Origin of the sequence: Streptomyces sp., from assembly GCF_035645055.1 — a bacterium.
GTDB lineage: Bacteria > Actinomycetota > Actinomycetes > Streptomycetales > Streptomycetaceae > Streptomyces.
In genome coordinates, this window is sequence record NZ_DASQNH010000076.1 from 288,708 (window position 1) to 311,184 (window position 22,477).

At 75.4% G+C, this 22,477-nt stretch carries 18 protein-coding genes; 8 read left to right on the forward strand and 10 right to left on the reverse strand.

The features are described from left to right. Window positions 1-342: 342 nt before the first annotated feature. The 3 genes from VE614_RS25455 to VE614_RS25465 all read right to left on the reverse strand — a co-directional run bounded on the left by VE614_RS25455 (window position 343) and on the right by VE614_RS25465 (window position 5,843). Window positions 343-1,641 (reverse strand): helix-turn-helix domain-containing protein, encoded by a 1,299-nt coding sequence (locus tag VE614_RS25455; RefSeq protein ID WP_324941586.1) that lies wholly within the window; start codon window positions 1,639-1,641, stop codon window positions 343-345. A gap of 128 nt (window positions 1,642-1,769) precedes the next feature. Beyond that, the gene (locus VE614_RS25460; protein ID WP_324941589.1) at window positions 1,770-4,733 is read right to left on the reverse strand and encodes a helix-turn-helix transcriptional regulator; all 2,964 of its coding nucleotides are present in this window, start codon (window positions 4,731-4,733) and stop codon (window positions 1,770-1,772) included. Window positions 4,734-4,916: 183 nt separating this feature from the next. Beyond that, window positions 4,917-5,843, reverse strand: a complete 927-nt coding sequence (locus tag VE614_RS25465; RefSeq protein WP_414719649.1) for an alpha/beta hydrolase — start codon at window positions 5,841-5,843, stop codon at window positions 4,917-4,919. A 263-nt stretch (window positions 5,844-6,106) separates the two neighbouring features. On the opposite strand from VE614_RS25465, the gene VE614_RS25470 reads away from it, so the two are divergent. Both VE614_RS25470 and VE614_RS25475 read left to right on the forward strand, forming a co-directional pair. Then, window positions 6,107-7,012 (forward strand): Gfo/Idh/MocA family oxidoreductase, encoded by a 906-nt coding sequence (locus VE614_RS25470; RefSeq protein ID WP_324941592.1) that lies wholly within the window; start codon window positions 6,107-6,109, stop codon window positions 7,010-7,012. Window positions 7,013-7,265: 253 nt separating this feature from the next. Next, complete coding sequence (locus tag VE614_RS25475; RefSeq protein WP_324941595.1) at window positions 7,266-7,472, forward strand: hypothetical protein; 207 nt, start codon at window positions 7,266-7,268, stop codon at window positions 7,470-7,472. 53 nt (window positions 7,473-7,525) lie between these two features. Here the strand turns inward: VE614_RS25475 and VE614_RS25480 are convergent, their stop codons facing one another. The 5 genes from VE614_RS25480 to VE614_RS25500 all read right to left on the reverse strand — a co-directional run bounded on the left by VE614_RS25480 (window position 7,526) and on the right by VE614_RS25500 (window position 14,182). Next, window positions 7,526-8,032 carry a DUF5709 domain-containing protein gene (locus VE614_RS25480; protein WP_324941598.1) on the reverse strand — a complete coding sequence of 169 codons (507 nt, stop codon included), beginning with the start codon at window positions 8,030-8,032 and terminating at the stop codon, window positions 7,526-7,528. Window positions 8,033-8,399: 367 nt separating this feature from the next. Further along, window positions 8,400-9,341, reverse strand: a complete 942-nt coding sequence (locus VE614_RS25485; protein WP_324941601.1) for a lysylphosphatidylglycerol synthase transmembrane domain-containing protein — start codon at window positions 9,339-9,341, stop codon at window positions 8,400-8,402. Then, on the reverse strand, window positions 9,338-10,801 hold the full coding sequence (locus VE614_RS25490) for a hypothetical protein (protein ID WP_324941604.1): 1,464 nt from the start codon (window positions 10,799-10,801) through the stop codon (window positions 9,338-9,340). Before VE614_RS25490 ends, VE614_RS25485 begins: the two co-directional genes overlap by 4 nt. Before the next feature lie 301 nt (window positions 10,802-11,102). Further along, window positions 11,103-13,445 carry a glycoside hydrolase family 65 protein gene (locus tag VE614_RS25495; RefSeq protein ID WP_324941607.1) on the reverse strand — a complete coding sequence of 781 codons (2,343 nt, stop codon included), beginning with the start codon at window positions 13,443-13,445 and terminating at the stop codon, window positions 11,103-11,105. Beyond that, window positions 13,442-14,182 (reverse strand): beta-phosphoglucomutase family hydrolase, encoded by a 741-nt coding sequence (locus tag VE614_RS25500; RefSeq protein ID WP_324942013.1) that lies wholly within the window; start codon window positions 14,180-14,182, stop codon window positions 13,442-13,444. The genes VE614_RS25495 and VE614_RS25500 overlap by 4 nt, the downstream gene beginning before the upstream one ends. Before the next feature lie 493 nt (window positions 14,183-14,675). Here VE614_RS25500 and VE614_RS25505 point away from each other — a divergent pair, with 493 nt between their 5' ends. The 4 genes from VE614_RS25505 to VE614_RS25520 all read left to right on the forward strand — a co-directional run bounded on the left by VE614_RS25505 (window position 14,676) and on the right by VE614_RS25520 (window position 19,526). Then, window positions 14,676-15,332 carry a nucleoside/nucleotide kinase family protein gene (locus VE614_RS25505; RefSeq protein ID WP_324941609.1) on the forward strand — a complete coding sequence of 219 codons (657 nt, stop codon included), beginning with the start codon at window positions 14,676-14,678 and terminating at the stop codon, window positions 15,330-15,332. Window positions 15,333-15,442: 110 nt separating this feature from the next. Continuing rightward, entirely contained in the window at window positions 15,443-16,360 is a 918-nt protein-coding gene (locus VE614_RS25510) for a MurR/RpiR family transcriptional regulator (RefSeq protein WP_324941611.1), read from the forward strand. A 294-nt stretch (window positions 16,361-16,654) separates the two neighbouring features. Continuing rightward, window positions 16,655-17,035, forward strand: coding sequence for a hypothetical protein (locus VE614_RS25515; RefSeq protein ID WP_324941614.1), 381 nt, complete (start codon window positions 16,655-16,657; stop codon window positions 17,033-17,035). 70 nt (window positions 17,036-17,105) lie between these two features. Continuing rightward, entirely contained in the window at window positions 17,106-19,526 is a 2,421-nt protein-coding gene (locus tag VE614_RS25520; protein ID WP_414719650.1) for a SpoIIE family protein phosphatase, read from the forward strand. Between the two features lie 119 nt (window positions 19,527-19,645). On the opposite strand, the gene VE614_RS25525 is transcribed toward VE614_RS25520, so the two are convergent. Then, complete coding sequence (locus tag VE614_RS25525) at window positions 19,646-19,996, reverse strand: helix-turn-helix domain-containing protein (protein WP_324941620.1); 351 nt, start codon at window positions 19,994-19,996, stop codon at window positions 19,646-19,648. 130 nt (window positions 19,997-20,126) lie between these two features. Between VE614_RS25525 and VE614_RS25530 the strand changes: the two genes are divergently transcribed. Continuing rightward, on the forward strand, window positions 20,127-20,777 hold the full coding sequence (locus tag VE614_RS25530; RefSeq protein ID WP_324941623.1) for an STAS domain-containing protein: 651 nt from the start codon (window positions 20,127-20,129) through the stop codon (window positions 20,775-20,777). Between the two features lie 17 nt (window positions 20,778-20,794). On the opposite strand, the gene VE614_RS25535 is transcribed toward VE614_RS25530, so the two are convergent. Further along, the gene (locus tag VE614_RS25535; RefSeq protein ID WP_324941626.1) at window positions 20,795-21,619 is read right to left on the reverse strand and encodes a hypothetical protein; all 825 of its coding nucleotides are present in this window, start codon (window positions 21,617-21,619) and stop codon (window positions 20,795-20,797) included. Window positions 21,620-21,739: 120 nt separating this feature from the next. Here VE614_RS25535 and VE614_RS25540 point away from each other — a divergent pair, with 120 nt between their 5' ends. After that, the gene (locus VE614_RS25540; RefSeq protein WP_324941628.1) at window positions 21,740-22,474 is read left to right on the forward strand and encodes a TetR family transcriptional regulator; all 735 of its coding nucleotides are present in this window, start codon (window positions 21,740-21,742) and stop codon (window positions 22,472-22,474) included. Window positions 22,475-22,477: the final 3 nt, after the last annotated feature.

Genomic DNA, 22,477 nt, shown 5'->3' on the forward strand with positions numbered 1-22,477 from the left:
GGAAGCTCACGACAGCACGCGCGCCGGAGGCCGGTACAGGGTTCCCGGGCTGCTGGGTGCGCGGTCCCAGCGAGGCGGCCGGGGGGTTGTGCGGATGCCCAGGGGGTGGGGCTGACCAGGGCGCTCACCTCGCGCACCGGCACCGGCACCGGCGTTCGCGGGCAGGGCCGGAGTCGGCGGAGCCGGGGCGTGGGCGTGCGGGCGCGTCACGCGGGAGGGTGCGTGAGCGGATCGCGCCGCGCGGGAGGATCGCGAGCGGCGAAGCCGGCGGGGACGGCACACCGACGCGGCGCACGGCCACCGCCGTCCGGTGGCGGGACCGTGCGCCGGCGGGGCGGTGGGTCAGCGGGTGAGCAGGCGGCGGGCCGTCAGGGCCAGGCTGATCTCGACCAGGTCGGTGGGGCGGGCCAGGGAGCGTTCGATGAGCTGCTCGAAACGGCGCAGGCGGTTGAGGACGGTGTTGCGGTGGCAGTACAGGCGTTCGCCCGCCCGCTGCGCGGATCCGTCGCAGGCCAGCCAGGTCGCCACGGTGTCCAGCAGGACCTCGCGGTCGGCGGGCTCCACCCGTTCCAGCGGGCCGAGCACCCGGGCGGCGAGGGTGGTGCCGAGTTCGGGGGACGAGACGACGAGGGCCGCCGGCAGGTGTTCGGTGAGCCGGATGGTGCCGCCGTCCGGGGGGCACATCCGCAGCGCGGTGTCGGCGAGCCGGCGGGCCTCGCCCACCGAGGCCAGTCCGTCGACGGCGCCGCCGACGCCGATCCTGGCCCCGGGATCGCCCGTCGGGTCGGGGAGGCCGTCGTCGCCGCCCTCGCCGGACGCGCCGTCCTCGCCGGACGCGCCGTCCTCGCCCAGCAGGACGATGCCGTAGTCCACCTCCACGCCCGCGTGCCAGTGGACCCGCGCCCCGCCCCGCACCACGGCCGCGCCCCGGGCGCCGGTGAGGCCGCCGTCGGCGACCGCCACGACGACGTACCGGCCGTGTTCCGGCATGTCCAGGGCCCGCGCGGTCTCGGGCAGGTCGGCGATGCGGCTGGTGCCGTCGAGGAGGGCGGCGGCCAGCAGCCGGACGTTGTTCTCGCGCCGCCAGGTCAGCTGCCGTTCGACCTGCCGGTAGGCGTCGGTGACGATCGTGCAGTGCTCGTCGACGAAGTGCCACACGTCGGCCGCGACGTGGACGAGCAGCCGGACGTCCTCGGGTGCCCGCCGGGAGGTCTCCTCGACCAGCTCTTGCCACACCAGGGATCCGCCGAGCCGGAAGGCGTGCAGCACGGCGTCCAGCGGCAGGCCCTGCTCGGCGCGGGTGGCGCCGATCCGCCAGGAGCAGCGGCGGGCCGCGTCACGGGCGCCGCGCGGGTCGAGCAGGGAGGCCACGCTGTGCCGCAGCGAGCGGTGCGTCTCCTGCCACACGCCCACCGGATCGCTCTCCACCGCGGCACGGTAGGCCGGTTCCTGGTCCTGTACGACGGCCAGCAGCCGGTCGGTCAGCTCGGCCAGGTCGTCCATCAGCACGCGTGCGGCACGGTGCAGGACGCGGATGGCCTCGGCGTCGATCAGCGACCGCACGCGCCGGGTGCGCGGCTGCGGCGCGGCGGTCGCCGCCGGGCGGGGCGCCGCCGTTCGGGTCCGTACGGCAGGGTGCATCGCGGTCCTCCCCCAGGGTCGGGCTACATGGCGGCGCCCGGTGCCGGACCCCTGCTCCCCGAGGCCCGTGCGGTGGCCGCCGCCTGACTCGTCCTGCCCGGAAGGATGACATACCGTCCGGTCGGTCCCTAGAGCTGTGCACGGGTCTTTTCCGCCCGTTCGACCAGCCGGGCCAGTTCCACCCGGGACCGTACACCGAGCGCGGCGAAAACATTGCGGAGGTGATAGTCGACGGTGCGGGTGCTGACGGACAGGCTCCGGGCCACCTCCCGGTTGGTGGCGCCCTGGGCGACGTACCGGGCGATCCGCCACTGCTGCGGGGTCAGCCGCGCCAGCGCGCCCGCGCCCGGCCCGGCACCGCCCGGGAGGGCGACGCTCGCCGCGGCGCCGTTCGCCCGTAGTTCGGCGCGCGCCTGCTCCGCCCAGGCCCCGGCGCCGCAGCGGTCGAAGCCGACCAGCGCGGCGCCGAGCCGGTCGCGGGCCTCGCGCGGGCGGCGCCGCCGCCGCAGCCACTTGCCGTACAGCAGCTCGGTGCGGGCCCGTTCGAAGTCGCCGCCCGCCTGGTCGTGCAGCGCGAGGGCGCGGACATACAGCTCGCCGGCCCGGTCCGGCGGGGCCAGCAGGGCGCGGCAGCGCAGCAGCTGGGCGGGGGCCTGCGGGTCGGCACCGAACCCCGCCCAGGCGGCGAAGTCCGGTACGACGTGCCGCGCGTCCTCGGCCCGGCCGGCCAGCACGGCGGCCTCCACGAAGCAGGGGACGGCCAGCATCCACACCGCGAAGTGCCCGCGCCGGGGGCCGGGACACACCAGCGGGCCGAGCCGGTCCGCCGCCTCCAGCGGGCGGCCCCGGCCCAGGTCGGCGCGGGCGGCCGCCCACTGGGCGAGGGTGGCCGGCTGGGCCAGTCCGTGGGCGCGGGCCGTCGACAGGGCGGCGGTCACATGTCCCTCGACGGCGGCGGTCTCGCCTTCGATGGACGCCGCCAGGGCCAGTACGGCGTGGTGGTGGGCGGCCGTGTTGCGCTGCCCCGCGCGCCGCGCGGCGCGCAGGCCCTCCTCGGCGTGGGTCCGGGCCTGGGCGTGGCGGCCGACGCGAAGTTCGGCGTAGGCCAGGTACTCCAGGGACTGGGGGACGAGCGCGGCGGAGCCGCGGAGCCGTGCCGCGACCAGCGCCCGCGCACCCGCCCGGGCCGCGGCGGCCATGTCCCCGAGCATCAGCGCGGCGGCGGCGGACCGCAGCAGATCCGCCGGTTCCTCGGCGGTGCGGGCGCGTTCCACGACCCGGCGCAGGGGTGCGGTGGCCAGGTCGAGGCGGCCGTCGAGGAGGGCGCCCAGGCCGAGGCGGTAGTCGTGCTGGTCAGGGTGGTCCGAGTGGTCGGGGTGGTCCGAGTGATCGCGGTGGTCTGGACGGTCGGAGTGGTCTGGGCGGTCGGAGTGGTCGGGGTGGTCGGAGTGGTCGGGGTGGTCGCGGTGCGGAAGCGGCCCGGGGGGCGGGGCGGAGGTCTGCTCGCGGGAGTCGCCGAGTGCCTCCCGGCAGGCCTGCATGTCGCCCGCGGCCCAGGCCGCGTCGGCGGCGGCGAGCGCGGCGGACGCCGCCTGGGCCGGTGCCTCGGTGGCGAGCAGCGCGGCGGCGGACAGCAGGGCGGCCCGGGCGTCCGCGACCGGCCCGTCCCGCAGCTCCGCGAGACCGCGGACCAGCTCGGCCCGGCCGCGCACCAGGTCAGGCGCCGGGCCCCGGCCGCCCTCGGCGAGCAGGCGTACGGCGCGCCGTGGGCTGTCCGCGAGCAGTGCCTGTTCGGCGGCGGCCGTGTACCGCTCGCGGCTCTGCGGGCCGTAGGGGGTCAGCTCCGCGGCGCGGGCGAAGGCGGCGGCGCGCAGCCGGTGCGAGGGCATGGCCGCCGCGACCGCCGCCAGCTGCGCCGCGCGGGCGGGAGCCGGTGCGGTCGTGGCCCAGGCGGTGTGCAGCAGGGCGGGCAGTTCCTGCCCCTGGGCGCGCAGGGCGTGGGCGAGGGCACGGTGGGCCGCGCGGCGGCGGTCGTGGGCGGCGCGGGCGTAGACGGCTCTTCGGGAGAGCGGGCTCGCGAAGCGGAGGCCGCCCTCGGTGTGGACGAGCACGTCGGACAAGGCGTCGGGCAGGACGTCCGGCGGGATGCCGGACGGTGCGTCGGGCACCGTGTCGCGCGGTGACGTGAGGCCGGATACCGCCGTGAGCCCGGACCCCGCCGTGAGCCCGGACCCTCCCGCCAGGCGTCGCCACGCGGCGTGGACGAGGGCGGCCTCGGCCTCGGCGTGCTCCGCGCCCCGGGTCGCGGCGGCCGTCAGGAGCAGGAGGTCGTCGGCGGCGGGTGTCGGCGCGACCGGCCACTCCCCCGTGACGCCGGTGAGGACCCGGGCGTCGGCGAGCGGCCGGGGCGGGTGCCGGTCGCCGGACAGCTGGGCGGGGGTGAGCCGGCGGACCATGGCCAGCAGCAGGGCCGGGTTGCCCTCGGCCTCCTCCAGCAGCTCGTCGCGCAGGGCGGGGTCGACGGCCCCGCCCGTCACCTCGTCGAGGAGGGCGGCGGCGGCCGGCGGCGGGAGCGGGTGCAGCGGCAGGGCGGGCAGTGCGGCGAAGTCCCGGTCGGCGGGCCCGGGCGCGGCGGCGGTCAGGAGCAGGCCGACACGTCCGGCCCTGGGCAGCCGGTGGGCGGCCCGCGCCAGGGCGGTGCGGGAGGGGGCGTCCCACCGGTGCGCGTCGTCCAGGCACACCAGGAGCGGGCCGTCCCCGGCCAGACGGCGGAAGGCGTCCAGCAGCGTCTGCGGCGCGCTCAGGGTGTCCAGGGCACCGGCGGGTGCGCGCCCCGCGGCCGTGACGAGCGCGCGCACCCCGCCGTACGGCCGGGGCTCGGCCGCGTCGCAGCGCAGGTGGAGCACCGGTCCGGCCCGGAAGGAACGGGCGGCCTCGTCGAGGAGGGTCGTACGGCCGACGCCGGGCTCGCCCGTCAGGACGAGCACGGCGCTGCCGGTCCGCAGCCGGTCCGGCAGCGCGGCCACCGTGCCCCGTTCCGCGCTCCGCCCGTGAATCGGCGGAGCCGTCGGCACGGTCGTCTGTCCGGTCATTCCCGCGACGTTACGCGCGAGTAACGGCAGCCGGAAGGCGGACGTCCGGGTCCCGGCGGGCGTCTGTGCCGCCGCCCAACCGCCGGGGCCGCGCCACGTGCGGGCGCACAACGCCTCCACAACGGCCACGGCGGCCGCGCCGGGAAGGGCGCGACCGCCGTGGTGCCGTGGGACGCGGCGAGGTCAGGAGGTGTGCGGGCAGTTGCCCCGGTACTCCTCGATGGTCAGGCTCGGGCGCGGCAGCGGGCACAGGAACTGCTCGTAGCGGGTGTCGTTGTCGATGAACCGCTTGAGCCAGCTGACGCTGTACTTCGCGATCGTCGTGTCGTTGCTGTTGGGCGTGAAGTGGGTGGCGTTGTTCAGCTCCAGGTACGCCTTGTCCAGCGAGGACGGCAGGTTGGTGTAGAAGGGCTCGGCGTGGCTGGAGACCGGGGCGATGGTGTCGCCGTCGGCGCCGAAGATCAGGGTGGGCGTCCTGAGTTCGGGCCAGGTCTTGTCCAGGTTCCACGGCGTCAGCGGGATCGCGGCCTGGAGGGAGGGCCGGTCCTTGGCCGCCTCCAGGCTGCCGCCGCCGCCCATCGAGTGGCCCATCACGCCGAGCCGGGTGGCGTCGACCCGGCCGCGCACGGAGCTGCGCTGGGTGAGGTAGTCCAGCGCGGCGAGGAGCTGGTCGCCACGGGAGTCCGGCTGGTCCATCGTGGTGTTGGTGTCGATGGTGAAGACCACGAAGCCCTGGGAGGCCAGCCGCGGGCCCAGCCAGGCGATCGACGACTCGTAGGCGGTGAAGCCGGGCGAGATGGCCACGGCGCCGAAGGTGCCGTCCGCGGTGCTGGTCGGGTAGTAGATGGTGCCGCCGCCGAAGCCGGTGACCGCCAGGGAGGAGACGGAGGTCTGCGAGACGGCGTAGGGGCCGCGCAGGGCCTCGATGCTCGACTGGGTCGGCGCCGGGCCGCGCTCGTAGGGGTTGTCGGCGGCGTGGGCGCCGGTGCCGCTGAGGGTGCCGAGCCCGATCACGGCCGCGGTGGCGGCGGCGAGCCCGGTGAGGCGGCCCGTGCGACGGCGTCGGCGCGGGGTGGCGGAGTCGGTCCGGTGCTGCGGAAGCTGCTGCACGTCGAGTCGTCCTCTCTGTCGTGCGCTTCGGGGATGTGGGGTGTGCCGTCGGAACGGCTCGCCCACTGTCGGCGCGGTACGGCACGACGGGCACCGGCAAAATCACCGGCCTCGTGGCACGGGCCGACCCGCGCCCCTCACCCCGCGGGCACCCCGGGGCCCGGCTTGCGCGGACGCCCGGCGGGTAGGGGACGCTCACCGCGGCCGGGCCGCCCGAGGACACCGGCCGTCAGGACGTCATGGCACCGTGGAGAGGCGGCGGAATGCGCATCGGACTGCTCGGCACCGGCCCCTGGGCGCAGATGGCCCACGCACCCGCCCTCGCCGGGCACGACGGACTGGACTTCGCCGGAGTGTGGGGACGACGGCCGGACGCCGCGAAGGAACTCGCGGACCGGCACGGGGTGCGCGCCTACGACGCCGTGGACGCGCTGCTCGCCGACGTGGACGCGGTGGCCGTCGCCCTGCCTCCGGACGTACAGGCGGAACTCGCCGTGCGGGCGGCGCGGGCGGGCCGTCATCTGCTGCTGGACAAGCCGCTCGCCGTGACACCGGAGCGGGCGCGGGCGGTGGCCGAGGCCGCGCGGGAGGCCGGCGTGGCATCGGTGGTCTTCTTCACCGCCCGCTTCCAGGCCGGCACCGAGGCCTGGATCGCCCGGCACTCGGCCACCGGCGGGTGGTTCACGGCACGCGCCCAGTGGCTCGCCGCCCTGTTCCCCGCCGGGCCCGGCGGGGAACAGACATCGGACAGCCCGTTCGCGGCCTCCCCGTGGCGACGCGAGAAGGGCGCCCTGTGGGACGTCGGGCCGCACGCGCTGTCCGTACTGCTGCCGGTGCTCGGTGACGCCCGGCGGGTGAGCGCCGCGGCCCCCGGTCCCGGGGACACCGCGCACCTGGTCCTCGAGCACACCGGCGGCGCGTCGAGCACCCTCGCCCTGAGCCTCACCGCGCCGCCCGGGGCCGCGGGAGTCACCGTCGAACTGCGCGGCACCGCCGGAGTGGCGGTCCTCCCGGACCGCTCCGAGGGGATCGTCCCGGCCGTGACCAGGGCCGTGGACGCCCTGCGCGAGGCGGCCGACACCGGCCGCCCGCACGCGTGCGACGCCGCGTTCGGCCTCCGGGTGACGGAGATCCTGGCCGAGGCGGAGAACCTGCTCACAGCGCGCTGACCGGCACCCGGCCGCCCCCCGGCGCACCGGCGCGCGTCCTCGTGGCACCCGCCGCCGGCAGCGCCGCGAGAAGCGCGGCGGGAGGTTACGTCCGGGCCGGGGAAGGTACTCCTCGCGGTACGGGAGCGGGCGGCCGTGGAGCGGTGCCCCCGGCGCTTCCGGATGCAGGGCGCGCTCCCTGGGTGAATGGTGTTATCAGACCCGTTGCCAGCACCGGGGCCGAAACAACGATCCGGACCGAGGAGCGGAGATCATGTCGACTTCACATTCCGGCGCGTCCCAGCCGTCCCAGGACCGCGCCACCCCGGACAGCCTGCTCCACGCCCGCACCGGCACCGATGTGTCGCCGGAGGACCTGGTTCTGGCCTCCGGCAAGGACCTCACCCCGCGCAACCTGGAATGGGCCCAGCGCAAGCTGGACCAGGAGGGGCCGGCCGCCCTCGACAAGCTGCTGCCTTAGACCGGCCGCCCGGCCGTCACCACCCCTGGCGCGGGCCGGCCCCTCCGTCCGCGTCAGGGGGTTTCGTCGTCCACCGGCGTCGTCGTGTCGTCGTCGATGATGTGCATCGCGGCTTCCTCGGCGCCCGCGGCGCCCCCGTCGATGCCCACGTCCTCGGCGATCTCCTCCCGTGTCGTGTCGGTGTGGGCGCCCTCGTCCGGGGCGACCAGGCGTCCGGCGCGGGCGCCGCCCGCCTCGGGGTCGACCGGTTCGCCGTCACCGCCCGGCAGGTCCCCGATGTCGTCGCCGGCGGCCTCCGGGGCGTCGGGCACTTCCTGGGCGAGGCGCTGGTCGAGGGATTCGCCCTCGTGCTGCTCGGCAGCCGTGGTGCCGTACTTGGTGACGCCCAGCGGCTTCTCCGGCGGCGAGTAGCCCTCGTCGAGGATGTCGTCGTAGGTCCGCTCGTCGACCGCGTCCTGGAGGTCCAGGGGCGCGGCGTCCTCCTGTTCCTCGTTGGTTCCGGTGGGCTGGTAGGCGTCGTCCGCCATCGCGTCGGGCTGCGTGCGGTCCGTGTCGGCCATGACTGTCTCCCTGTCGTGCCGGGATGCGGCTCGTCGATGTCGTTGTCCTCTCCGCGTTTCCCGATCCGCCGCCTCCAACCTGGCGGTTCTCGTCACACCGGAGGGAGGCCGCCCGGCCCGGCCGCCGGCGACCGCCGCCTCGGGGGGTGGTGTGCGGGCCGTCCGGACGTCCCTGGCGCTGCTCGGCCATCGTGCGGCTCAGCTCCGTGGTGGGCCGCCGGGACTCGGTGAAGGACGCGCTCCCAGGAGTGAGGAACTCCTCCCCCAGCCGGTCTTCGCTCGTGCCGTACGCCCTGCCGCCCCCCTGTTGCCGGCCCGGCACCCCGACTCCTGCCAGTGGCCGGCCTTCGGGAAGCACCTGTTCGCGTCACAGGGCCCGGCGCCGCACCAGCACCGCCAGCACCAGCAGGCCCGGGATCAGCGGCAGCCAGACGGTCAGCAGCCGGTAACCGAGCACGGCGGAGGCCGCGGCGGCCGACGGGGCCCCGCCGACCGTGAGGGCGAGGCCGAGCGCGGCGTCCAGGGAGCCGAGGCCGCCGGGGGTGGGCAGCAGCGCGGCGGCGCTGCTGGCGGCGAGGTACAGCAGGGCGACCCGGGCGGGCGGCAGGGGCAGGGCGACGGCCTGGGTGACGGCGATCAGCGCGACGGCGTGCAGCCCGGCGAAGGCCAGCGAGCCGCCCCACAGGGCCGCCGCCCGGCGCGGCCGGGCGTGCACCGCCCGTACGTCGGCGAGGACGGCCGCCGCGGCCCGGCGGCAGCGCGGCCACCGCCTGGCGACGGCCGCCAGCACGGCCAGGAACACGGCGAGGGCGAGCGCGACCCGCCCGGCCGAGCCGGACGGTAACCGCAGGACTCCGGGGCAGGCCAGGGCGAGCACGGCGATCAGCGCGCCGCGCACCACCGCCCCGGCCGTCGCCTTGACCGCGAGGGCGGTCGCCGAGCGGCCCGCCGGGAGGCCGCAGCGCATCAGGAACCGCAGGATCACGGCGCCCGCACCGACCCCCGCGGGCAGGACGTGGTTGGCGGCGGAGGCGGCGAACTGCGCGGCGACGAGCCGCCCGGCGGGCAGCGCGCGCGGCACCGCTCCCTGCTGGGCGAGCGCGGAGCACGCCCAGGTGGCCGTCACGGCGGTGGCGGCGACCAGCAGCCATCCGTGGTCGGCGACGGCGAGCCGCCCGGCGCCGTCCGCCAGCACCGGCCAGTGGCGGTGGGCGAGCCACCCCGCGACGGTCAGCACGGCCAGGGTGAGCAGGGTCTGCCAGTACGTCCGGCGGCGGGTGGGCGACGGCGCGTACGCCTCGGGCGTCACGCCGGCCCGCCCGCGCGGGCCGGCGCCGGGGCCACGTACAGGTGCAGCCGGTCGAAGCGGTACGGCGCCCAGGAGCGGGCGTACGGCGGCGGGGAACCGTTCGACGTGCCCAGGGCGGCGACCGGGATGCGGTGGGTGGCGTCCAGGATGGCGGGCACGGTGATGTTGGCGTTGTTGCCGCCGGTCGCGGCGGAGGAGCAGCCGGTGTAGTAGGCGAGCGGGATGGCGGTGTGCCCGGTGAGCAGACAGGGCGGGCGGACCCCGAGCCGGTGCAGTTCCCCGGCGGTGTGCGCCCAGGCGCGGCGGTCGTCGACGGTGCGCTGCACGGTGCGGTCCAGGACGACGAACTGGACGGCGAGATGCCCGGCCAGCCCGAGCGCGACGAGCGCCGCGGCCACGGGGCGCCACCGGCCCTGGGGGGTGCTGACCAGGTGCCACAGCGCGTCGGCGACGGGGAGCGCGGCCAGCGCGTAGGCGGGCAGCAGGAAGCGCGGGGCCGCGTAGCCGATCAGGAACAGGTACGGCACGGCGGCGGTGGCCGCGCAGGCGAGCGGCAGCGCGGTGGGCCCGGTCCGCCGGGCGCGGACGGCGACGACCAGGGCGACCGCGGCGAGCGCCCACAGCGCGAACCACCACAGGGTGATGACCGGGTTGGGCAGCGGGCCGGTGCAGGGCCGGCACAGGGTGCGGCCGATCAGGCCGCGCAACTGGTCGTCGACGGCGAAGTGCCAGCCGAGGCCGCCCTGGATGCGGGAGGCTTCGGCGAGCCGCTGGGCCAGGCCGCCGTGGCTGAGGTAGGCCTCGACGACCCACTGGGCGCCGCCCGCGGCCAGGCCGGCCACGAGGACGGCGAGCGGACGCCACCGGCGCGTGGCCACGGCGAGGACGAGCAGCGGCGCGGTCACGTACACGGCGTCGGTGGGCCGCATCAGCGCCATCAGCGCGGCGCTCCCGGCGATGCCCCACAGGGCGGCCCGGTCGCGGTCGTCGGCGCGGGCGCGCAGGAAGCAGCCGACACAGGCCAGTGCGCCCATGGCGACCCAGTAGTTGGGCATGGCGCTCGGGGCGTAGAAGAGGGTCACCCACAGGGTGGCGAACAGGGCGCCGCCGGTGGCCAGGACGCGCGGCGGGAACCGGCCGCCCCAGGTGCGCAGGGCCAGGTACAGGGCGAGGCCGGAGAGGACGGCGAGATAGACCCGCAGCAGCGCGGTGGACGACGACCAGGAGGCGATGGGCGCGACCAGCACGGTGACGCCGCGGGCCCGGGGCGCGCTGAAGAACGCGGCGGGGGCGTGGTCGCCGACCTGGCTGACGTAGACGATCTCGTCCCAGCCGAGGCCCATGGCGGGCGGGACGAGGAGGAGTTGGACGGCGGTGAACGCGCCCGCCACGACGGCGATCGCGCTCGGTGTGCCCAGGCGCAGGGCGCCCGCCCGGGTGATACCCACACTCTGGGCCATCGTCTCGTCTCTCCCTCGGCGGCGTGCGGGGCGGCTTCTGACGCCCCGCAGCCGGTGCGCCGGGGGCATTGTCGGAAAAGCATCCAAAAACTAACCCACCACGCCGTGGGGCGCAGGACGGAGCGGGTGGCGCACGCTCCCGTGGCGAGCCGGGCCGTTCCGGCGGCCCCTCGTCCCGGTTGCAAGAGCCCGCGCCGGTGCGTGCGGCAGGGCGTACGGCGGGCATCACCCGCACGGCACACGGGCACTCCCGCCGCCGGGTGGGCGGCCGGCCCGGGGCGGGGGGCCGCCCGGCCGGAGGTCAGCGGGCGTTGGGGCGGCGGTGCGGGGGCTGCCGCGGGGCCACGCGGTCGGGGGTCGCCGGGACCATGCGGACGGCCGGGCCGTCGGTGCTCACCGTCAGCGGTTCGCCGTGGTGGCCGATGGTCAGGGCCGGTCCGGACAGCAGGGTGTAGGTGGCCTTCTCCGGGGTGATCTCCACTCGCAGACGGCGGCCGAGGAGCTGAAGGCTGAAGGCGAGCCGGCTGAACTGCTGGGGCAGCCGGGGGGCGAAGCGGAGCGTGTCGCCGTCGCGCCGCATCCCGCCGAAGCCGGCGACCAGGGCCATCCAGGTGCCCGCCAGCGAGGCGATGTGCAGTCCGTCGCGGGTGTTGTGCTCCAGGTCGGCCAGGTCCATCAGGGCGGCCTCGGCCGTGTAGTCGTAGGCGAGCCGCAGATGGCCCGCCTGGGCCGCGATGACGGCCTGGCAGCACGCCGAGAGCGAGGAGTCCCGTACGGTCAGCGGCTCGTAGTAGGCGAAGTTGCGGGAGATCTGCTCCTCGTCGAACCCGCTGCCGCAGGTGTACATCGCCAGGACCAGGTCCGCCTGTTTGACGACCTGTTTGCGGTAGAGGTCGAAGTAGGGGAAGTTCAGCAGCAGCGGGTACTGGTCGGGCCGGGTGGCGGCGAAGTCCCAGCGCTGGTAGCGGGTGAAGCCCGCGTGCTGCTCGTGCACGCCGAGTTCGGCGTTGTACGGCACGTGCATGGCCTCGGCGGCGGCCCGCCAGGCGGCGCTCTCCTCCTCGTCCACGCTCAGCCGCTCCGCCTGCTCGGGGTGGCGGCCCACGGCCTCGGCCGCGGCGAGCAGGTTCTGCCGGGCCATCAGGTTGGTGTACGTGTTGTCGTCGGCGACCGCGCTGTACTCGTCGGGTCCGGTGACGCCGTCGATGTGGAAGACGCCCTGGTGGTCGTGGTGGCCTAGGGAGCGCCACAGGCGGGCGGTCTCCACCAGCAGCTCGACGCCGGTGTCCCGCTCGAAGTCGAGGTCTCCGGTGGCCGCCGTGTAGCGGGTCACGGCGTCGGCTATATCGGCGTTGACGTGGAAGGCGGCGGTCCCGGCCGGCCAGTACGCCGAGCCCTCCGAGCCCTCGATGGTCCGCCACGGGAAGGCGGCGCCGGACAGGCCCAGCTGGTTCGCGCGCTCCCGGGCGGCGGGCAGGGTGCTGTGCCGCCAGCGCAGCGCCTCGGCGACGGCGCCGGGCTCGGTGTAGGTGAGCAGCGGCAGCACGAACATCTCGGTGTCCCAGAAGGCGTGGCCGTCGTAGCCCGACCCGGTCAGGCCCTTCGCGGGGATCGCGCGCCGCTCGGCGCGGGCGCCGGCCTGCAGGACGTGGAAGAGGGCGAAGCGGACCGCCTGCTGGATCTCCTCGTCGCCGTCGACCTCGACGTCCGCCCGCGCCCAGAAGTCCTCGAGGTACGCCTCCTGGTCCCTGAGCAGTCCCGCCCAGCCGCCGTGGCCCGCCGCGGCGAGCGCCGCCTCCACCTGGTCGCTCATCGCGGGCCGGGAGCGGGCGCCGGACCAGCCGTGCGCGACCAGCTTCTCCACCCGCAGCCGCTGACCGGGCTCCAGCACGGAGGTGACGGTCAGCCGGGCCACGTCGACGTTGCTCTCGGCGGACGTCGTGGTGCGCCCGGGGCCGCTGACGGTGTGGTCGGCGGCGACGGCCACGCGCAGTCCGCTGCGCCGGGTGCGGTGCACCAGCCGCAGCCGCAGCCCGGAGGCGAAGTCCTCCTCCGGCTCCAGCGGCGACTTCAGCGCCCGTGCGGCGCGCGGGTCGCCGTTCGGTTCGGGCAGGCTCTCGTTGGCGACCAGCTCCGACTGGATGACCACCCGGGTCCGGCTGTCGACCGGCTCCACCTCGTACGCCACGGCCGCGATCGCCCGCTGGGTGAGCGAGACGAGGCGGGTGGAGCGCACCCGGACCGTGGAACCGGCCGGGGAGGTCCACTCGCAGACCCGTTCCAGGACGCCCCGGCGCAGGTCGAGGGTGCGCTCATGGCTGACGAGCCGTCCGTAGCGCAGATCGAACGGCTCGTCGTCGACCAGCAGCCGCAGCACCTTGCCGTTGGTGACGTTGATGACGGTCTGGCCGGACTCCGGGTAGCCGTAGCCCGCTTCGGCGTAGGGCAGCGGGTGCAGTTCGTGCACTCCGTTGAGGTAGGAGCCGGGCAGCCCGTGCGGTTCCCCCTCGTCGAGGTTGCCGCGCCAGCCGACGTGTCCGTTGGAGAGCGCGAACACCGACTCGCTCTGGGCGAGGACGTCCAGGTTGAGGTCCGTCTCGCGGACGGTCCACGGCTCGACGGCGTACGACCGCTGCGATATCACTCGGTGTCCCCCAGTTCGGCGAGGTCCCGCACCACGACGTCCGCGCCGTGCGCGTACAGCGCGTCGGTCTGTCCGGCGCGGTCGACGCCGACGACGTAGCCGAAGCCGCCGGCGCGGCCCGCGTCCATGCCGGCCAGCGCGTCCTCGAACACGGCCGCCTGCTTCGCCTCCACGCCGAGGTCGCGGGCGGCGGCCAGGAAGGTGTCGGGGCGGGGCTTGCCGGGCAGCCCGCGCTCGGCGGCCACCACCCCGTCGATCCGTACGTCGAACAGGTCTTCGGCGTCGATCGCGCGCAGCACGTCCCCGCAGTTGGCGCTGGAGGAGACGATCGCGGTGGCCAGGCCGTGGGCGCGGACGGTCCGCAGATACCGCAGGGTGCTGTCGTACGCCTCGACCCCGCCGGTGCGGATCCGCTCGAGGAGCAGTTCGTTCTTGCGGTTGCCGAGCCCGTGGACGGTCTCCGCGTCCGGCCGGTCGCCGGGGTCGCCCTCGGGCAACCGGATCCCCCGGGAGGCGAGGAAGGTCCGCACGCCGTCGGCGCGGGGGCGTCCGTCGACGTACTCGTCGTAGTCGGTGACGGCGTCGAACGGCCGGAACCGCTCGCCCTCGCGTTGTCGCAGGAACGCGTCGAACGTCTCCTTCCAGGCGGCCGCGTGCACCACGGCCGTCCTGGTGACGACACCGTCGAGGTCGAACAGGCAGGCCTGGATGGCCGCGGGAAGGCCGAGCTGCGTCAACTCCGTCATACGGAACACGGTTCCCCGCATCCGCCCGACCAGCGGGTGGCACACACCACAGGCCACGCACTGTGCCACGTTCGGCCCGCGCGGAGCCGCCGAGCAGAAGCACACCGCGGTGCGGCGGGTGCCGCGAGGGGGTGCTGGGAGTGGCGGGAGGAAGTCGGCCGTGGAGCCGGTGAGGAGGTGCCGGGCGAGGCCGGCACGGGCTGCCCGCCGAGACCGGCAGGACGACACCGGCGCAGCTGCGACAAGCCGCCCGCCGAGACCGGTGCGGCAGCGCGGGCAGGGCCCCCAGGAGTGCCGCCCAGGCGTCCGCCTCCGTGCCCGGCCGGGGCGTCAGCCGCGGCCGTCTCTTCGGCAGGGCGGGTCCGGCGGTCGCTCCTCGCGCGTGCCGCAGGCCGCAGGCGGCAGGCGGGCCGGCGGGCCTGGGCGCGGGCGGCACCGTGCCCGTGGTGTCACCGCCGCCCGGGGCGATGACACACTCTGCTGCGTGCCGCTGACCTTCGACGACCTCCTCACCCGCGCCCGCGCCCTCGCTCTCGCCGCGGACGGCCGACGGGCCCTGCTGGGCATCGCCGGGGCGCCCGGCGCGGGCAAGACGACGCTGGCCGAACGCCTGGTGCGCGAGCTGAACGGGGCCGGGGACCCATGGGTCGCCCACGTCCCCATGGACGGCTTCCACCTCGCCGACGCCGAACTGGAACGCCTCGGGCGCCGGGACCGCAAGGGCGCGCCGGACACCTTCGACGCGGCCGGGTACGCGGCCCTGCTGCACCGGCTGCGCGAGGACGCCGACGGCGAGGACATCGTGTACGTGCCGGGCTTCGAGCGCGGCCTCGAACAGCCGCTCGCCGGTGCGGTGCCGGTGGAGCCCACGGCCCGACTGATCGTGACGGAGGGGAACTACCTGCTGCTGGACACCGGCGCGTGGGCGCGGGTCCGGCCGCGGCTCGACGAGGTCTGGTTCTGCGAACTGGACGAGCCGGAACGGGTCCGCCGACTCGTCGCCCGGCACGAGGAGTTCGGCAAGGCGCACGAGGAGGCGGTGGCCTGGGTGCGGGCCACCGACCAGCACAACGCCGAACTGGTCGCCGGGACCCGGGACCGGGCGGACCTGGTGGTGCCGGTCGCGGACCTCGCCGGTTAGCGCGCTACGCGGTTCCGGCGGCGAGCCGCAGGTGAGGGCTGTGCGCGGCCCGGGTGGGCGTGGCGCGTGGGTTATGTTGAAACTCTGTGGGAAGCAAAGGAGGCGCACCGGTGCCATCGCCGCAGCAGGCACGCGCACAGGCATCCGCGATCACCTCGGGGAAGATCGCACCGGAGGCGGAGGCCGCCCCGACTTCCCAGCTCCGGGCGCTTTTCGACCGGCCTCGGCTGTCCCCGGGGCAGCGGCGCATCGCGCAGTACCTGATCGAGCACATCACCGAGGCGGCGTTCCTGTCGATCACCGATCTCGCGGAGCGGGTGGGAGTGAGCCAGCCGTCGGTGACACGGTTCGCCGCGGCCGTCGGCTTCAGCGGCTACCCGGCGCTGCGCGAGAAGCTCCAGTCGATCGCGCTCGGCACCCTGGCCGGCGGGCCGGTCGAGGAGGACCGCGCGAACGAGCTCCAGGCGGCGGTGGACGCCGAGATCGAGAACCTGGAGAACCTGCGGCGCGACTTCGCCGACCCGGACCGGGTCATCGCGATCGGCCGTGAGCTGTCCGGGTCGACCCCGCTGACCGTGCTGGGGCTGCGCATCTCCGCGTCGCTGGCCGAGTACTTCGCGTATGCCGCGCGCCGGATCCACCCGGACGTGCGGCTGGTGACCCTGGGCGGCACCGTCGCCTACGACGCCCTGCTGCAGTCCCGGGAGGCGGGTGGCACCTGGGTGCTGGCGTTCTCGCTGCCCCGGCACGCGCAGGAGACCCTGACCGCCGTGCGGGTGGCCCGCGGCGCCGGGCTGCGCGTCGCCCTGATCACGGATCTCGCGCTGGGTCCGGTGGCCGACGAGGCCGACATCACCTTCGCCACCGGGACCGGCTCCCGGCTGGTCTTCGACTCGTACGCCGCGCCCGGCGTGATGGCCGCCGCCCTCCTCCAGGCGATGACGGACGCGGACCCGGAGCGGACGCAGGCCCGGCTGGAGTCGTACGAGCAGATCTCCGACCAGCACCAGTTCTTCCTGCGGGACTGAACACCCGCTCCGAACCACCCCCCTTCCGAACCGTGACAGAAGGGGACGCTTCCGCCGAAAGCGCGCATGAATGTTTTCATACGTCTTGCAAAGCCGACGGCATATATAAATACTGCTCGCGGATCCCGCACCATCAGGAACCCCCGGAGCCGCCGTTCCCACCCACGACGGCCCGGGAGTCCGGCCGGGCGTCGCACCGCGCGCGCCCACGGCGGCGGGCCCCCGGTCATCCCCTAGGCCGGGGGCCCGCCGCGTCCGTCGTCCCTCCTTCAGCGACGCAGCACATTGGAAGCGATGCTCATGACCTTGACGACCACGCGCATCAGCCCGGACTGGCCGTGCCAGGTCAAGACACCCGGCAGCTACGACTGGGAGCGCTCGGCGGCCAAGTGGCTGCGCGAGCTGGTGCCGTCGCGGTACGCCAGCTACCCGGCCCTGATCCGCCACCCCGTGCTGCTCGCCCGGCACGCCCAGATCCAGGTCCAGCAGGAGATCCGCGTCGCCCGTACCGCCCTGCAGACCGCCCGCGCCGATCTCCCCCGCCTCGGCATGCCCGAGTCGGTCATCGAACACACGATCAAGCTGTACGCCGCCGAGGTGCTGCAACTCCAGCACATCGCCCGCAGCGTGCGCGCCGTCAGCCAGGCCCTGCTCGACCACACCGCGGGCCGCTGAGCGCGCCCGCCGTAACCGCTTCCTCCCCCGCCTCGCTCACGACCACGAGGCCGCGCCCGCAGTCCCCGCGATGTGCCATGCTCATCGCGTGACGAGCGAGTCTGCGGGTCCCACCCGGCCCGGCGCCGGACCCGACGCGCCCGGATCGCCCGGGCTCGTCGCCAGGCAGCGCGCGGATCGAGACCGGTTGCGCGATCCGGCCGCCACCGCGGCGGTGCTGGAGCGCGCCAAGGGCGCCCTCATGGCGCTGACCGGCTGTTCCGCCGAAGCGGCGCACGAGGAGCTGCTGAAGCGGGCCGAGGCGGGCCGCCGCACGTTGATCGAGGAGTGCCGGCTCGCGCTCGGGAACCTGACCGGCACAGCGCCGGAGTGGCCGTCGGATCTTCCCGCCGGCCCGCCCGGCCGCCCCGTCCCCGTGCCCGTCTGCCGGCCCCGCGCCCCCGCCGGGCCGCAGGAGGAGAGCACCGCGCTCGGGCTGCTCGGCGCGGCGCTCGTCCGGGTGGACTCACCGCGCGAACTCGCCCGCTGCCTGCTGGAGCATCTCGGCCCCGGCGTGGGCGCCGACGCGGTGATGCTCTACGCCCGGCTGCCCGAGGGCGGGCTGGAACTGATCGGGCACGCCGGGATCGACGACACGCTCGCCGCCCAGTGGCACCGGGTCCCGCCGCTGGCCGGCATCGCCGCGCTGGACGCGCTGCGCGCCCGGGAGCCCCGCTGGCTGGAGGACATCCGGCAGTACGGGCCGCGCCATCTGCTGATCGGCGATCCGCCGGAGCGCTGGCTGTCGCGCGCCTGGCTGCCCGTGATCACCGGTGACACCGCCGAGGTCTCCCTCGGGGTGCTGCGCGGACGCCCGGGACGGTTCTCGCCGCGCGCCCGGGAACACCTGCGGGCCGTCGTCCGGCTCTGCGCCGGCCGGCTGCGGGCGTTCGGCGCCCGGCCGGAATCCGCGACCGGCAGCGGCGCCGACGCCGTCCAGGCGGTCCTGGACACGCTGCCCGGCGCGGCCGTGCTGCTCACCCCGCTGCGGGCGCCCACCGGTGAGGTCGAGGACTACCGCATCGACGCCGCGAGCCCGGAGACGGTCGACGTCGTCGGGCGCGGCGGAGTCGGGCTGGTGGGCCTGCGCATCCTGGAGTGCTGGCCACCGATCGCGGACGAGGCGCTGTGGCGGGGCTGCGCGCGCACGCTCGCCACCGGGGAGCCGTACGAGGGCGAGCCGTACGGGCAGCGCGACGAGGTGGCCGGGGCCACGGAGCTGTCCACCTACCGGGTGCGGGTGGCCCGGCTGAGCGAGGGGCTGGTCGTCAGCTGGCTGCGGAACGACCCTTCGGCCCAGCAGGAGCGGCGGCTGGAGGACGTGCAGCGGCTGGGCAACCTGGGCTGGGCGAACTGGAACCTGGTCACCCGGGAGGTCACCTGGTCCGCGCAGGTCTTCACGGTGCTCGGCCGGGACGCCGGGCGCGGCCCGCTCCAACTGGCCGAGCTGCCGGAACCGACCCTGCCCGACGACGTGCCGGCCCTCTCCCGCGCGCTCGACGACCTGCTGGACGCGGGACTGCCCGTGGACGTGCCGTTCCGGGTCCGGACGGCGAACGGGGTCAAGCATCTGCGACTCGTCGCGGAGGCGGTCACGGATCTGCGGGGCACGCCGGTCGAGGTGCACGGCTTCCTCCAGGACCTCACCGCCCAGCGCCGGGCCGAGCTGGCGCTGGTCGCCAGCGAGCGCGCGATGCTCACCCAGCACGGCGCGCTGCGCGCCGAGCGGGCGCTGGCCGGGCGGTTGCAGCACGCGCTGCTGCCGCTGCCGGACAAGCCGCTGCGACTGGCCGATCTGCGGGTCGAAGTGGCCTATCTGCCGGCCCAGTCCGGGATCCAGGTCGGCGGTGACTGGTTCAGCGCCATCGAACTGCCCGACGGCGCCCTGTTCGTGGTCGGGGACGTGGCGGGGCACGGCGTCGGCGCCGTCGCGACCATGGCCCAACTGCGGTTCACGGCCAAGGGCATGGTGATCACGGGCTCGTCGCTCACCGGCGCGCTCGGCCGGCTCAACACGCTGCTGCTGCACTCGCGCGACTCGCACGGCACGGCGACCCTGGTGCTGGCGCGCTATCACGCCCGGGAACGGCGGCTGGTGTGGGCGCAGGCCGGGCATCCGCCACCGCTGCTGCTCCGCGACGGCCGGGCGCGACTCCTGGACCGGCCGCGCGGTGTGCTGCTCGGGGCGAGCACCCAGCCGGTGTTCGAGGAGGAGGAGTGCCTGCTGCGGCCCGGCGACCGGCTGTTGCTGTACACGGACGGCCTGGTGGAGCGCCCCGGGGAGGGCATCGACCGTGGGCTCGAGCGGCTGTCGGAGGCAGCCGCGTCCTATCACCGCGACGAGCCGGGCTCCTTGGAACCGCTGCTCGCGGCGATGCTGGAGGGCGAGCGGCGCGACGATGTGTGCGTACTCGACATCCGGGTCCCGGCAGAGGCGTCCGGGACGGTGTGAGGAAACCCGGCCGCGGTCGCACCCAGCGTCGCGACGGACCGGCTCGCGGGTGGCTGGTGGGGCCGGGGTGGCGAGTGGGCCCGCGCAGGAGGAAAGCGGCCGCGCGGGGCCTCCGGCCGTCAGACCCGGTCACCCACGGTCGCCCCGGCGTCCGCGGGCCGGCTGCGACGGGCCTCGTCCCGGGCGAGCACCGACAGCAGGGACGCGACCGTCAGCCCCGCCTCGGCCGGGTGCCGCAGCACCTTGCCCGGCTCGATGCGGTACGTGTTCGTGCGCCCCTCCCGGCTGTGCGAGAGGTAACCGGCCTGCTCCAGGTCGGCGATGATCTTCTGCACGGCGCGTTCCGTCAGCCGGCAGTGCGCGGCGATGTCGCGGATCCGCGCGTTGCGATCATCGGCGATGGCGGCCAGTACTCGTGCGTGATTGGTGAGGAACGTCCATCCAATATGCGGCTCAGGCACTCCACCCATGCCGCCATCATAGGACCAACGGTTCCCGTACACAAAAACGCGAAACGCATTTCATGTATCTCTTGACGTATGTCGTGTCGGGATACAGCCTGTAACGGAAGGCAGGCAGAGATCCGAGGGAGAGTCGGCCATGCCGATGTCTGAGGACCACCCGTCGGCGACGGTCGGGAGCCCTGGACTGACCGTTCGCACCCGTCCCGACGGAAGCCGGACGCACGTGGCCGTCTCCGGCGAACTGGGCCTGGACGTAGGCGAGGAACTGCGCGCGGCCCTCCGCGCCGCCCTCTCGGACACGCACGACGGCATCGATCTGGATCTGAGCGGCGTCGGCTTCTGCGACTGCTCGGGCCTGAACGTGCTGCTCGCCCTCCGCGAGCAGGCCCGGGGCGAGGGCAAGTCGGTCACCTTCCGGGCCGTCTCCCCCATCGTCGACCGGCTGCTCTCCCTGACCGGCACTCAGTCGCTGTTCGCGCCCGCCGCCGGGGAACCCGGCGACGGGCCGGAACTGGGCGTGGAGGTCGTCCAGCTGCGCCGGGCCATGCAGACCCGGCCGACCATCGACCTGGCGCGCGGGGTGCTGATGGCGTCGTTCGGACTGACCCCGGAGGACGCCTGGGAGGTGCTGGTCGCCGTCTCCCAGCGCACCAACACCAAGCTGTACCGGCTCGCGGACGGTCTGGTGGAGGCCGTTCAGGGCGATCCGCTGCCGGAGCCGCTGCGGCGGGAGGTGGCCGCGGCGGTGGCCCGGTTCTCCGCCGCCGGGGCGGAGGAGGCCGACTGAGTCGCGGCGGCCGAGGGTCAGGCGGCGCGGAGGAACCGGTGCAACGCGGCCTTGAGCGCCCCGACGAACGCCTCGCGCCGGTCCGTCGGGAGCGCGTCGAGGGAGAGATACGGATTCAGGTCCTCCAGCTCGACCAGCAGCAGCCCGCCGTCCGGGGCACGGCAGGCGTCGACCCGCTGGACGCCGTGCCCGACGGTGTTCCACTCGATGAAGCGCCGGGCGAACTCCAGGTCCTCGGGGCTGGGTTCGTACGGCTGGAGAGCCCAGCGCCGCTCGGGGTCCGGAGCGTACAGGGCGTACTGGAAGTCCTGGTCGACGAAGTAGAACGACACCTCGTAGGCGAAGTCGACACGCGGCTGGACGAGGACGGTGCCGTCGGCGAGGCCGGGCAGTTCCCCCGCGGTGACGATCCGCAGGCCTATCGAGTCGGCGCCGAGCTTGGGCTTGACCACATAGCGCTCCGCGCGCGGCAGCCGCTCCAGGTCGGCCGCGCGGTCCACGGTGGGGATGACGGGGAAGCCCGCCGCGCTCAGGTCGAGCAGGTACCGCTTGCCGGCCATGTCCGCCCGGCCGGTCAGCTGGTTGTAGACCCGCGCCCCGGTGCGCAGCGCGTGCGCGCGGAAGGCGTCGTAGGCGTCCTGGTAGGCGAGGACGGGGCCGCTGTTGCGGACGACGACGGCGTCGAAGGCGTCCATCAGCGCGAGCGCGTCCCGTGGATGGCACAGGGCGAGGTCGAAGTCCTCGCGCAGCCGGGAGGTCAGCTCGATGTCCTCGTCGCAGTAGCGCCGCCCGCGCGCCGGATAGGCCAGGTCGGTGATGTACAGCAGGCGGGCGCGCGGCATCGGGGGCTCCTCGGGTAGGACGGCGCTGAGGTGCGGAAAGAGTATGCGGAGGGCCGACCGGGGCACTCAGTTCCCTTTCCGCACAGCACTGAGTGCCATCGCCGTGTAACGTTCCCGTCCATGAATTCCAGCAGTGCGGCGTCCGGGGGCGGCGAGAAGGCGCGGGCGGCGGGCGCGAAACCACCCATGCGGGACGCCCTGGTCGCGGCGGCCTTCCGGCTGTTCCTGGAACGGGGCTACGAACAGACCACCGTCGACGACATCGTGGCGCTGGCCGGGGTCGGGCGGCGGTCGTTCTTCCGCTACTTCCCGTCCAAGGAGGACGTGGTCTTCCCCGACCACGAGCGCTGCCTGGCCGACATGGAGGCCTTCCTGGCGGCCGGCGAGGAGGACGACGAGCCGGTGGCCCGGGTCTGCGACGCGGCCCGGCTGGTGCTGCGGATGTACGCGGAGAACCCGGCCTTCTCGGTGCAGCGCTACCGGCTCACCAAGAAGGTGCCGGGGCTGCGCGCCTACGAGCTGTCGGTGGTGTGGCGCTACGAGCGGGCCCTCGCCGACTATCTGCGCGGGCGCTTCGCCGGGCGGCGCGACGGCACGCTGCGCGCCGACGTGATCGCGGCGGCCGTCGTGGCGGCGCACAACAACGCGCTGCGGTCCTGGCTGCGCTCCGACGGGCAGGGCGACGCGGGCGCGGCCGTGGACCACGCGCTGGGCTTTGTGCAGTCGGCCTTCGGCGCGGCCCCGGCGCCGCCCGCCGACGAACGTCCCGAGGACGTGGTGGTGGTCGTCTCCCGGCGGGGGGCGCCGCTGTGGCGGGTGGTGCAGGAGATCGAGACCACGCTCGGCCGGGACTGAGCG

Coding starts and splice junctions, on each gene's coding strand:
- VE614_RS25475 (WP_324941595.1), top strand. CDS start 7,266: ATGTCGACTTCACATTCCGGCGCGTCCCAGCCGTCCCAGGACCGCGCC.
- VE614_RS25470 (WP_324941592.1), top strand. CDS start 6,107: ATGCGCATCGGACTGCTCGGCACCGGCCCCTGGGCGCAGATGGCCCAC.
- VE614_RS25530 (WP_324941623.1), top strand. CDS start 20,127: ATGCCGATGTCTGAGGACCACCCGTCGGCGACGGTCGGGAGCCCTGGA.
- VE614_RS25480 (WP_324941598.1), bottom strand. CDS start 8,032: ATGGCCGACACGGACCGCACGCAGCCCGACGCGATGGCGGACGACGCC.
- VE614_RS25455 (WP_324941586.1), bottom strand. CDS start 1,641: ATGCACCCTGCCGTACGGACCCGAACGGCGGCGCCCCGCCCGGCGGCG.
- VE614_RS25540 (WP_324941628.1), top strand. CDS start 21,740: ATGAATTCCAGCAGTGCGGCGTCCGGGGGCGGCGAGAAGGCGCGGGCG.
- VE614_RS25515 (WP_324941614.1), top strand. CDS start 16,655: ATGCTCATGACCTTGACGACCACGCGCATCAGCCCGGACTGGCCGTGC.
- VE614_RS25460 (WP_324941589.1), bottom strand. CDS start 4,733: ATGACCGGACAGACGACCGTGCCGACGGCTCCGCCGATTCACGGGCGG.
- VE614_RS25525 (WP_324941620.1), bottom strand. CDS start 19,996: ATGGGTGGAGTGCCTGAGCCGCATATTGGATGGACGTTCCTCACCAAT.
- VE614_RS25490 (WP_324941604.1), bottom strand. CDS start 10,801: ATGGCCCAGAGTGTGGGTATCACCCGGGCGGGCGCCCTGCGCCTGGGC.
- VE614_RS25535 (WP_324941626.1), bottom strand. CDS start 21,619: ATGCCGCGCGCCCGCCTGCTGTACATCACCGACCTGGCCTATCCGGCG.
- VE614_RS25520 (WP_414719650.1), top strand. CDS start 17,106: ATGTGCCATGCTCATCGCGTGACGAGCGAGTCTGCGGGTCCCACCCGG.